At 62.2% G+C, this 11,595-nt stretch carries 10 protein-coding genes; 1 reads left to right on the top strand and 9 read right to left on the bottom strand.

The genetic code is table 11. From position 1 onward, the window contains the following. Nucleotides 1–35 precede the first annotated feature (35 nt). Together M1E02_RS04535 and M1E02_RS04530 are read right to left on the bottom strand one after the other, a co-directional pair. On the bottom strand, nucleotides 36–731 hold the full coding sequence (locus tag M1E02_RS04535; protein ID WP_479376963.1) for a redox-sensing transcriptional repressor Rex: 696 nt from the start codon (nucleotides 729–731) through the stop codon (nucleotides 36–38). Between the two features lie 95 nt (nucleotides 732–826). Further along, on the bottom strand, nucleotides 827–1,081 hold the full coding sequence (locus M1E02_RS04530) for a glutaredoxin family protein (RefSeq protein ID WP_479376962.1): 255 nt from the start codon (nucleotides 1,079–1,081) through the stop codon (nucleotides 827–829). Between the two features lie 130 nt (nucleotides 1,082–1,211). Here M1E02_RS04530 and M1E02_RS04525 point away from each other — a divergent pair, with 130 nt between their 5' ends. Continuing rightward, the gene (locus M1E02_RS04525; RefSeq protein WP_479376961.1) at nucleotides 1,212–2,030 is read left to right on the top strand and encodes an HAD family hydrolase; all 819 of its coding nucleotides are present in this window, start codon (nucleotides 1,212–1,214) and stop codon (nucleotides 2,028–2,030) included. A gap of 110 nt (nucleotides 2,031–2,140) precedes the next feature. Here the strand turns inward: M1E02_RS04525 and M1E02_RS04520 are convergent, their stop codons facing one another. The 7 genes from M1E02_RS04520 to rhaI form a co-directional block, all read right to left on the bottom strand. Then, nucleotides 2,141–2,239 (bottom strand): 30S ribosomal protein bS22, encoded by a 99-nt coding sequence (locus M1E02_RS04520; RefSeq protein ID WP_003792170.1) that lies wholly within the window; start codon nucleotides 2,237–2,239, stop codon nucleotides 2,141–2,143. A 151-nt stretch (nucleotides 2,240–2,390) separates the two neighbouring features. Beyond that, nucleotides 2,391–2,603 carry a helix-turn-helix domain-containing protein gene (locus M1E02_RS04515; RefSeq protein ID WP_247042322.1) on the bottom strand — a complete coding sequence of 71 codons (213 nt, stop codon included), beginning with the start codon at nucleotides 2,601–2,603 and terminating at the stop codon, nucleotides 2,391–2,393. Nucleotides 2,604–2,766: 163 nt separating this feature from the next. Then, nucleotides 2,767–3,885: a 3-deoxy-7-phosphoheptulonate synthase gene (locus M1E02_RS04510; protein WP_479376960.1), complete on the bottom strand. Its 1,119-nt coding sequence runs from the start codon at nucleotides 3,883–3,885 to the stop codon at nucleotides 2,767–2,769. A gap of 292 nt (nucleotides 3,886–4,177) precedes the next feature. Then, nucleotides 4,178–6,745, bottom strand: a complete 2,568-nt coding sequence (locus M1E02_RS04505; protein WP_479376959.1) for a glycoside hydrolase family 95 protein — start codon at nucleotides 6,743–6,745, stop codon at nucleotides 4,178–4,180. 103 nt (nucleotides 6,746–6,848) lie between these two features. Continuing rightward, the gene (locus M1E02_RS04500) at nucleotides 6,849–8,348 is read right to left on the bottom strand and encodes a rhamnulokinase (RefSeq protein WP_479376958.1); all 1,500 of its coding nucleotides are present in this window, start codon (nucleotides 8,346–8,348) and stop codon (nucleotides 6,849–6,851) included. Continuing rightward, a complete protein-coding gene (locus tag M1E02_RS04495) occupies nucleotides 8,345–10,402 on the bottom strand; it encodes a bifunctional aldolase/short-chain dehydrogenase (protein ID WP_479378062.1) in 2,058 nt (685 codons plus the stop codon). Before M1E02_RS04495 ends, M1E02_RS04500 begins: the two co-directional genes overlap by 4 nt. 8 nt (nucleotides 10,403–10,410) lie before the next feature. Next, on the bottom strand, nucleotides 10,411–11,577 hold the full coding sequence (gene rhaI, locus M1E02_RS04490; RefSeq protein WP_479376957.1) for an L-rhamnose isomerase: 1,167 nt from the start codon (nucleotides 11,575–11,577) through the stop codon (nucleotides 10,411–10,413). Between the last annotated feature and the right edge of the window lie 18 nt (nucleotides 11,578–11,595).

Below are 11,595 nucleotides of genomic sequence, written 5' to 3'. Positions count from 1 at the left end.
CGCTGAGGACGCACGCCCCGGCGGAGCAGGGTTATTTACTCCAGCTCCTCCGGTGCCTGCGTCCTTTGTGCGTGATAGGCGAGGATCTGCAGCTCCGTGGCCATGTCCACCTTGCGGAGATTCACGCCGGGCGGGACCTGCAGCATCACCGGGGCGAAGCTCAGAATGCTACGGACACCGGCGGCCACCACCCGGTCGCACACGCTTTGCGCGACAGCGGCAGGCAGCGCCAGGACCACCATGTTCGCTCCTGTGCGCTGGAGGACGGCCTCCATGTCCGCGGCGTCGCTTACTCGCAGCCAGCCCACCTCGTTGCCCACGATCATCTGATCGGCGTCGAAAATGGCCACAACATCAAAACCGCGCGATTCAAATCCGCCGTACCGGGCCAGCGCTTTTCCGAGGTTACCGGCACCTACGATAGCCACTTTCCAGTCCTTGGTGAGGCCCAGGGCCGCTGAAATGTTCCTGCTCAGGTACTGAACCTCATAACCGACCCCGCGGGTCCCGTAGGACCCTACGTGAGAAAGGTCTTTGCGGAGGGTGGCTGAGCTCACGCCCGAGGCCTCAGCGAGTGATTCGGAGGAGACCCTGTCCACGCCTTCGGCCAGCATGGTGGTCAGGGCGCGCAAATAGAGGGTGAGCCGTGCCACGGCTGCAGGCGGAATCTGCTTTGCAACAGTTCCGGAATCCCCGCGGACTGCTTCCGGGGATGAATCGAGCGAAGTCACATCTGCTCCATTGCGTCGCGTTGTGAGTCCACTCTAGGGCCCACCACTTGAGTCAACAAAAGCGGGAACAACGTCATCCGGACTTTGGTCCAGGCCTACTTCGCCATCGCCTGCTGGAGAACTCTGGTCAGCCGGGCTTCGTCGATCTTCCAGAAGTCACGCTGAATCCCATCGACAAAGACCACCGGAATCTCTTCGGCGTAGCGCTCACGGAGATCCGGGTCATTGTCCACCAACTGTTCGCGCCACTCCAGTCCGAGCCCGTCAGCGACGCGGCCGACGGCGTCGCGCGCGGCCATACATAGATGGCAATCGGCTTTAGTGAGCAGGAGGACGTCTGGTTTTCCCATGGTTCCACGGTAGCCCGCGCTGTCCGCCGTCGTCGACGTTGGTGACCTGAATCGCCTTCAGGTATCGCACGAGGGGAGCAACAGAGCGCCGCAGGCGGCAGCCATGCCGCGCATTGACTAGACTCGTGGCATGCCCGAGGAGAAGTACGTTGCTGTGGTCCGCCGCCCGGTTGCCACCCAGCAACACGGCGAGGCCGCCTTCTTCGACGTCGATAACACCCTCATGAAGGGTGCCAGCCTGTTTCACGTGGCACGGAAAATGCACCAGCGCGGGACGTTCACATTGACCCAGGCTGCTGGTTTCGCTTGGAAACAGTTCAAGTTTGTGATTCTCGGCGAGAACCTCGACGACGTCCATGCAGTCCGCGATTCAGCCCTCCTGCTTGCAGCAGGCATCACCGTTGAAGACATCAAAGTCCTGGGCGAAGAGGTCTTTGACGAAATGATCGCTTCCAGGATCTGGCCCGGCGCCAAAGCCCTGGCCCAGCAGCACCTCCGGGTCGGCCGGAAGGTCTGGCTGGTAACGGCGACTCCCATCGAAGTAGCCACCGTCATATCGACCCGCCTCGGACTGACTGGAGCCCTCGGCACGGTCGGAGAAATCAAGAACGGGGTCTATACCGGCAAACTGGTGGGCGAGATCCTCCACGGGGCCGCCAAGGCCGTGGCAGTGCAGGCCATCGCTGACGAGGAGGGCCTGGATCTCAAAAGGTGCTGGGCCTACAGCGACTCCCACAATGACATCCCGTTGCTCAGCATGGTGGGGCATCCCGTGGCTATCAACCCTGACGCACGCCTGCGCCGGCATGCCCGGGAGAACAACTGGCCTGTCTACGATTTCCGCTCAGGACGCCGAGCCGCCACCCTGGGGCTGAAGGCAGCCACGGTCGGCGGTGCGGTCTATGGGCTCTGGAAGGGCTTCTCGCGGTTCCGCGGCCCCACTATTTAGCAGAAGCTGCGGCCCGCCTGCGCTGGAATCACCGTTGCCGTACCAACCGTAGGACGCAAAAATGCCCGCCACCTCGAGAGGCAACGGGCATTGACGCTTTGGAAGTATTACTACTTCTTATTGCGACGCTGGTGGCGCGTCTTACGAAGCAACTTGCGGTGCTTCTTCTTGGCCATACGCTTGCGACGCTTCTTGATAACTGAACCCACGAAAGTTCCTTACAAACTAGATGCGTACCTGTCTGATGGAAAAGGTCCGTGGACTAAGCAACAGACTGTACAACTGACAGATTCTTACAATGACGTAAAACGTTCCTTAACAGCCTACCGCCTATCCGGAGCGGAAACTGACGACAGCGATTTACGCCGTCTCGGACTGGCCCTCCACGACGGCGCGTTTCAGGTACTGTTCGACGGCGGACTCCGGCACCCGGAACGAGCGGCCAAAGCGGACAGCGGGCATATCACCCGAATGAACCAGGCGATAGACGGTCATCTTCGAGACGCGCATGACCTCAGCCACTTCGGCCACGGTCAAGAACTTCGCGTTCGAGAAGTTCGACTCTGCGGACATTTCCCATATTCCTTTGCTCTCAGCGTTCTGCGGCAACCAGTGTTCTGCGGGTGCGGCGATGCTGAGCCATCGGACAACCGTGTGCTAGTTACTCTAGAGGCAGTTGGGGCCAATGTGAAAGGCGTACGGCTATATCTGCGGATTCCATCGGACCAGGCAGCCCTTATTCTGCCAAGGAAATCCTGCGCTTCCGGGCAGAAGCGGCAAGCTGCGCCAGCACAGACACGGTCACGTCCCACTCCATGCAGGCATCCGTCACGCTTTGGCCGTAGACAAGTCCGGAAGTTGCATGGGCGTCACTCACGTCCAGGTTCTGGGCGCCGCCTACCAGGAAGCTCTCCAGCATGACGCCGGCAATGGCGTTGGCTGAAGCCCCGCCTTCCTCCAACTGAGCGCCGAGTTCGAAGGCGACTTCGGCCTGACGGTGGTGGCTTTTCCCGCTGTTCGCGTGGCTGGCATCGACGATCAGCCGGGGGTTCAGGTTCTTCGCTGCCAGCCGGGCAGAAGCGGCTTCGACGTCGGCTGCGGAGTAATTGGGCCCTTTGCGTCCGCCACGGAGAATCACGTGCGTGTCCGGGTTGCCGGCCGTCGCTACCAGGGCAGCCTTGCCGTCGTCGTTAATCCCCAGGAAAGCCTGCGCAGCACCAGCGGCGCTGCACGCGTCAACTGCCACCTGGAGGTCGCCGTCGGTACCGTTTTTGAAGCCGATGGGCATGGAAAGTCCTGACGCCAGCTGCCGGTGGATCTGGCTTTCCGTGGTGCGGGCCCCAATGGCGCCCCAAGAGACGAGATCCGCCGTGTACTGCGGGCTGATGGGCTCAAGGAACTCGGTAGCGGTTGGGAGCCCCAAGGCCGTTACTTGCTGAAGGAAGCTCCGGGCCGCACGGAGGCCGGTGGCAATGTCGTGGCTGCCATCCAGATGGGGATCGTTGATGAGCCCCTTCCACCCCACCGTGGTCCGCGGCTTTTCGAAGTACGCCCGCATCACGATCAGCAGGTCTTCCTTGTGCTTCTCAGCCTGGCTGACGAGCCTGCGGGCGTATTCCAGCCCCGCCTTCGGATCGTGAATGGAGCAGGGACCTACGATCACCAGCAACCTGTCGTCCAGGCCGTCCATGACGGCGCGGACTTCATCCCTTCCCCGCCCGACGACGTCCGTCACCTTGGCGTCCAACGGAAGCTCAGCGATCATCTCGTGGGGAGTGGGCAGCGCAGTGAACTCGCTGATCCTCAAGTTCGAGGTGGAATGTTGGGGATTGGCGGCGGCTGCTGTGGTGCTCATAGGGGTCCTGTTCCAGATAGGAGCGGGCCCTGGTCAGAACCCGCCGTAGAAATGGCGAAGGGCAGAGAATGATCTCTGCCCTGTTGGCTCTGAAGGAAAGTTGGGTGCGTGTCAGTTAGACGCGGGCTCCTCCAGAGCCAACGAAAAATACGCATACCAACGGTTAGTCATAGCCAACACCATAACCGGACGGTGTCGATCAGGGCAAAATTCGGTTGATCCTGGCCGTCATCTTGCGTTCCTGGTACCCCGCCAACAGATCACGCAGGAAGTCAGGTGCCGCGCGCTGGACTCATCTTCCAGCGGCAACGTGCGGTTCACTAAGGAAGCCAGCCAGGTCCAGTTTTGTCTCCCCTTGTGCATGGACTACAACTTCCTGGGTCCGCTCGCCGTACCTGATCCGGAGGGACCGGCTTGATGGGGAGCCCGGCGCCAAGGCAATGGACGCCATTTCCAGATTCCCGCTTCTCCAAGCCAAGGAAACCACGACGCCGGGACGGGCCCGGAGTCCCGATACCTCGCCGTCGGACAACTCGGCTGGCAGGGCCGGCAGGAGCTCGATTTCCCCGCGATGGCTCTGGACGAGGCACTCTGCAACGCCAGCGATGTAGCCAAGGTTGCCGTCGATCTGAAACGGTGGATGGGCAGCGAAGAGGTTGGGATAGAGGCCCCCACCGAAGGTGACATGCCCGTCCTCACCTGGAATGCCGCGGAAGAACAGACGCATCAGCGCAGAGACTTTTTCGGGCTGCCTGAGGCGGGCCCTCATCACCATTTTCCAGGCCAGGGACCACCCCGTGGAATCGTCACCGCGCCCGTCCAGGCTGGTCCGAACAGCGGCCTCCAGCTCTGTGTCCAGCGGCTCGTTACCCGGATACGCCAGGTAGAGATGACTCAGGTGCCTGTGCTCCTCTTCCCACTCCGGCGGATCCGCCAGCCATTCCCGCATCCTCCCGTTGGCTCCGGGCGCCGGCATTGGAATCCTCGGCAACGCCGCACGGGCTTCCTTCACTACAGGGTCATCTTCAAGCCCGAGTGTCACCGCCAGGGCATCGATCATGCCAAGCACGTCCCGGCACAGGGTCAGGTCCATGGAGGAGGAAGCGCCCACCGCAACCTTTATCGGCCCGTTTGCCCCTTCATTCTCCATATCCGGCACATGCAGCGCTGACCCGTAACTGGCAGCCTTGAAGCTGTTCTCAGGGGAGGTTGAGGGGCTTGTCCCCAGGGAGCCGTCGGGGAACTCGATCAAGAGGTCCAACAGGAACTCAGCCTGTCCCCTGATGGCTGGCCACACCCGTCGGAGGGCGAATTCACGGTCAGCGCCGAACTCCAGGTGCTCCCACAGATGCCTGACCAGCCATGCTCCGGCCATGGGCCAGAAAGACCATTCTGGCGAGTCAATGCCGTGGCCCACGGGTTTGCTGTAGCCCCAGATATCTGAATTGTGATGGACGGCCCAGCCCCGGGCCCCGTAGTACTCACTCGCGGTTGCGGCTCCGGTCATCTGGAGTGCCTCGATCAATCCAAAGAGCGGCTCCACGCACTCGCCGAGGCCCGTCACCTCCGCTCCCCAGTAGTTCATCTCGAGGTTGACGTTGGTAGTGAAGTTTGAGCTCCAGGGCGGCAGCATCTTGTCGTTCCAGATGCCCTGCAGGTTGGCGGGAGTGCCGCCGGGCCTGGAGCTGGAGATCAGCAGATAGCGGCCGTAATTGAAGAGCAATGCTGAAAGCCCTGGATCGGCAGCTAAAGGACCTTCGGGATGGGAGTTGGCCAAGGCAAGCCGTTGGGCGGTATTCGTGCCGCCGGGGCCTCCCGTATACCGCTCTCCCGCCCCGAGGCGGAGATTTGTTGCCCTGTACAGCGCGCCATGGTCCTCCTCATGCCGGTGCAGGAGAAACTCCGGCCCCATCTTGCTGGCGTCCACCAAAGTAGCCGTCACGGCTTCAGCCGCCTTCGTTGAGGTGCCCTGGGGCGGGCGGCCCATCCCATCGAAGGTGGTGGTGCCACTGACATAGATCACCGCATGCTTCACCCCGGTTGCCCACGGCTCCTTCGGACCTTCTCCCCCCTGCACGCCCTCCCCGGGCTCAGCAGAGCCGATTCCGGCAGCTGCGGTGCCTGTGGCGCCGTCGTGCTCCAGTAGCGCAGTGACTGCACCTTGCAAACTGAGCGAATCGTCATCCGAGTACTTGATTTCCCCGGTGCCGTGACTTGGTGCAACATCGGCCGGCAGCTTGAGCTCCAGGCCAGCCATGACTTGGGTTCCCCCGTTGCGGCGGATTATCCCTGTGCGCTTGGTGATGAGCAGCGGGGAATCCAGCGCCAGCGAAATGTCCAAGCCGTTGGGGAGCTCGGTGTCCACTGTTATCACCAGTACCGACGGGTTGTTGCTGATGAAGGCCTCAACCCTGACTTCGTGGCCGGAAATCGTGTAGCGGGCACTGTTCACACCGCGCGCCAAATCCAGGCTGCGGGAATAGTCCGTAGGGGCCTCGCCGCCACCTACCTCTGCATGGTGCCCAGGGGTGAGGGACAGCATCAGGTCACTGAACGGAAGGAAGGTCTGCGAATGCCTGTGCTGAAGTGCCTTCAAGGCCTCGTGGGCGGCAGGGTAGTTTTCGCTGGCCACCAGTTCACGGACGCGGGCCAAAATGCCGTCCGCCTCCTGACGGCTGAAGTGCGGCTCGAGTTCCTGGCTGTGCGGCGAACCGGACCATGCTGTCCCATGATTCATCTGGAAACGATGATGCTCTGGTCCACCAAAAACCATCGCCCCCAGGAAGCCGTTTCCCAAGGGGAGTGCTTCAAGCCAATTATCGGCAGGACTGTCGTAGACCAGGGCGTCATCGGGATGCATGACTGCCATTCTAAGAGGAAAAGATCAGACCTTCCAAGGGGTGGAAAGAAGAACTTTATGAATTTGGGTGCTGTACCTAAAAAATCATCTGATCTATCTGCAGCTATGTGTGGGGCGTTGCCAAGGCCGGCTCATAAGTTTCCAAAGTGGACGATTGTAAAACTTGATGCCGAAGCTCCCGCAGCGTTCCACCCAGGGAACCCGCAACACGTGCCTGGACCAGGATGTTTCCCAAGGCAGTTGCTTCCACAGGCCCTGCAACCACCGGTTTCCCGGTGCTGTCGGCAGTCAGCTGACAAAGCAGGCGGTTCTGGGATCCGCCGCCCACAATGTGCACTACGTCCACGGCTGTTCCTGACAGCCGCTCGGCGTCGGCAATGGTGCGGGCATATCCGGCCGCCAGGCTATCCAGGATGCAACGAACAATCGCCGCTGGTTTGTCCGGAAGCACAGCCCCGGTGAGCTGGGCAGCTGATCGGATACGGTCAGGCATGTCATCCGGGGCGATGAAGTATGAATCGTCAGCGTTGATCAAAGGACCGCCTGGGGGCAGGGCCGCCGCGGCATTCAACAACTCCTCCAATGGAGGCTCGTAGCCTACCCCGGCCCAAGTGCGCTGGCACTCGCTCAGCAGCCAGAGGCCTCCTACATTCCTTAGGTAGCGGATGGTGTTGTCCACCCCGCGCTCATTGGTGAAGTTGGCGTTCCGGCTGGCTTCGGTAAGCACCGGATGGCTCAGCTCAACGCCCACCAGGGACCAGGTGCCTGAGGAAATATAGGCAAAGTCCGTCCCGGAGGCGGGCACCGCTGCGACGGCGGAGGCAGTGTCGTGGGAACCGACTGCAACCACCCGCGTTGCCTCGGGCAAGCCAGTGATTTCTGCGATCTGAGGCTGCAGCGTGCCTACTGTCTCACCCGGCTGGATGAGCGGGGGGAAGAGCGTGGGTGGCAGTTGCAATGCCGCGAGAAACTCGGTGGCCCACTCCCCCGCTACCGCGTCGAACAGTCCGGTGGTGGAGGCGTTGGTGACCTCGGTGCGGCGCTGGCCCGTGAGCTTGAAGGCGATCAGATCCGGCATCAGCAATGCCTGCCATCCCGTCAACGCTGGTTCGGCGGCCAGCTGGTAAAGGGTGTTGAAGGGGAGGAACTGGAGCCCGGTGGTGGCGTAGAGCCTGGCCGGGTCCAGGACTTTATGGACGCCGTTAACAGCTTCCTGCCCGCGGGGATCACGGTAGCTGTAGGGCTGGGCAACCAACTCCCCTGCGGCGTCGACCAGTCCGTAGTCCACGGCCCAGGTGTCGATCCCGATGCTGGCGATGCGAGCACCGCGGCGTGCGGCCGCCTTGCCGGCTGCCGTCAGTCCGGTGAGTACCTCTGCGAACAGAGCGTCGAAGTTCCAGCGCAGGCCGCCGTCGGACTCCACAACACCGTTTGGAAAACGGTGCACCACCTCCAGCGTGGATGCGCCCCCGCTGAGGCGGCCCAGGATGACCCGGCCGGAGGAGGCTCCGATGTCGACGGCGGCAAACAAGTTGCCGTCCAACGTAGTGGCGTCCAGAGCAGTGCCGTCCAGCGTAGGGCCGTTGGCAGGACCGGTACTCATCGCAGGAAGGCTGCAGCTACACCGGCGTCCACAGGGATGTGGAGCCCTGTGGTGTGGGACAGTTCGGAGCTGGTGAGGACAGCGGCAGCGTTGGCCACGTGCTCGGGGAGGACTTCGCGCTTGAGCAGGGTCCGCTGCGCGTAATACTTGCCCAGTTCCTGTTCGTCCACACCGTAGACGGCGGCACGCTTGGCACCCCAGCCGCCGGCGAAGATCCCGGAACCGCGGACCACTCCGTCCGGGTTGATGCCGTTGACGCGGATGCCGTACTCGCCCAGTTCAGCCGCCAACAGCCGGACCTGGTGGGCCTGGTCTGCTTTGGTGGCTGAGTAGGCGATGTTGTTGGGGCCGGCGAAGACCGAATTCTTGGAGGAGATATAGATGATATCCCCGCCCATGTCCTGCTCGATCATGACCTTCGCGGCGGCCTTGGCCACCAGGAACGAGCCCTTGGCCATTACGTTGTGCTGCAGGTCCCAGTCCTTTTCGGTGGTTTCCAGCAGCGGCTTTGAGATGGACAAACCGGCGTTGTTGACCACCAGGTCCACTCCGCCGAATGCCAGCACTGCGGCGTCGATAGCTGCGGCAACCTGGCCTTCGTCGGTAACGTCGGCTTGCACTCCGATGGCGACGTCTGAGCCGCCAAGTTCGGCAGCGACGGCCTGGGCGTTTTCCAGGTTCAGGTCGGCGATCACTACGCAGGCCCCTTCGGCGGCCAGGCGGGTGGCAATGGCTTTCCCGATCCCCGATGCCGCCCCGGTGACCAGCGCGATGCGGGTGGCATGGGACTTGGGCTTGGGCATCCGGGCCAGCTTGGCTTCCTCCAACGCCCAGTATTCAATCCGGAACTTCTCGGATTCCTCGATCGGGGCGTAGGTGGAGATGGCCTCCGCCCCGCGCATCACGTTAATGGCGTTGATGTAGAACTCACCGGCAACCCGGGCGGTCTGTTTGTTGGCGCCGAAGGAGAACATGCCCACGCCCGGGACCAGGACGATGGCCGGATCGGCACCGCGCAGTGCTGGGCTGTCCGCATCCGCGTGGCGGTCATAGTAGGCCTGGTAGTCCTCACGGTACGCGGCGTGCAGCTCCTTGAGCCGCGCCACGGAATCCTCAATGGACGTATTTGCCGGCAGATCCAGGATCAGCGGCTTGACCTTGGTGCGAAGGAAGTGGTCCGGGCAGGACGTACCCAGCGCTCCGAGCCTGGGATGTTCCGTGCTTTCCAGGAACTCCAGCACGACGGCGTCATCACTGAAGTGCCCCAGCTGCGGTTTGTCCGTGGACGCCAGTCCCCTGATCACCGGTGCGAGGGCAGCCGCCTTGGCCTTCCGCTCTGCCTCAGCCAGGGGGCCGAAGCCGGGCAGTTTGGCGCCGAAGGGGTCCTGCCGGCCGTTCTCGGCAATGTACTCCTCAGCCTGTTCAATCATCCACAACGAGTTCTGTTCCGCCTCTTCGCTGGTGGCACCCCAGGCTGTGATGCCGTGGCCGCCGAGGATAGTACCCACGGCCTGCGGGTTGGCTTCCTTGATGGCGGCAATATCCAGGCCAAGCTGGAATCCGGGTCGGCGCCAGGGAACCCAGACAACCTTGTTGCCAAAGATTTTGACCGTCAGTGCCTCACCATCGGCTGCTGTAGCGACGGCGATCCCGGAATCGGGGTGCAGGTGGTCCACGTGGGCGGCGTCCACCAAACCGTGCATTGCCGTATCGATCGACGGGGCGGCGCCGCCCTTGCCGTGGAGGCAGTAGTCGAATGCGGCCACCATCTCGTCTTCGCGCTCGACGCCGGGGTAGACATTCTTCAACGCGTTGAGGCGGTCCAAGCGGAGCACGGCCAGGTTTTCGGCCTTCAGGGTGCCCAGATCTCCACCCGATCCCTTGACCCAGAGGAGCTGGACATCCTCGCCCGTGACGGGGTCTTTTTCATTACCTTTGGCGGAGGTGTTTCCGCCGGCAAAGTTGGTGTTCCGCTTGTCCGCGCCGAGGCGGTTGGACCGCGAAATCAGGTCTTCAACAGTGTTGTTGCTTGCAGAGTTACTGGCGTTTTGCATGGTGATTTTCACGCGCCCCATCCGGCTTGGTGGCCGCCGACGCGGTCCTCGTTGATCTTCTTCTGGTAACCGCTGGCCTTGAATGCTGCCATGGGGTCAGCGGGCAGGCCCCGGGATTCACGCCACTGGGCCAGGACGGGCCGGACGTCGGTGTAGAAGGCATCGTTGAAGATGCCGTTGGCTGCCAGGACATCCCCGGCCCGCTGCGCCTCCGTGAGGGCCTCGCGGTCCACCAGCAGGGCCCGGGCAGTCATTTCCTGCACGTTCAGGACCGAGCGGATCTGCCCGGGGATCTTCTCCTCCAGGTTGTGGCACTGATCCAGCATCAGAGCCACCCCTGAGTCCTTGCCGTACCCACCCCCGCGGATGACCTCCACCATGATCCGGAACAGCTGGAACGGATCAGCCGCGCCCACGATCAGATCATCATCGGCATAGAAGCGGGAATTGAAATCAAAAGACCCCAGCTTCCCCAGCCGCAGCAACTGCATCACAATGAACTCAATATTCGTTCCCGGCGCGTGATGACCGGTATCCAGGCACACCAGGGCTTTCTCCCCCAACGCCAGCACCTGGGCATAGGAAGTCCCCCAGTCCGGAACATCGGTGTGATAAAAAGCCGGTTCAAAAAACTTGTACTCCAGCACCAGCCTCTGGTTCTCACCCAGCCGGCCGTAGATCTCCGTCAGGGACTCCGCCAACCGGTCCTGCCGGCCCCGCAGATCATCCTGGCCCGGGTAGTTGGTCCCGTCAGCGAGCCAGATCTTCAGGTCCCGGGAACCCGTGGCGTGCATGATCTCGATGCACTCGAAATGATGGTCGATGGCCCGCCGCCGCACCGAGGCATCCGAGGACGTCAGCGAACCGAATTTGTACTCATCATCCTGGAACGTGTTCGAATTGATCGTCCCGAGGCCAACCCCCAAACCCGCCGCATATTCCTTCAGCGCCGCGTAGTCATCCACCTTGTCCCACGGAATATGCAACGCCACCGTCGGGGCCAGGCCCGTCACCTCATGGACCATAGCCGCATCAGCCAACTTTTCCTGAATGGTCCGCGGAGTTCCCGGAGTACCAAACACCCTGAAACGGGTCCCCGAATTTCCATACGCCCAAGAGGGAACCTCAATGGCAAGCTCCTCGAGCCTGCCCAGCGCCGTCGCTACGTCGTTCATAGTTATTCTTTCCGCTGG

This window comes from Arthrobacter sp. Z5-13 (genome assembly GCF_056499105.1).
Note: the sequence above shows the minus strand (reverse complement) of the source record. Positions and strands in the feature narration are given on the sequence as shown.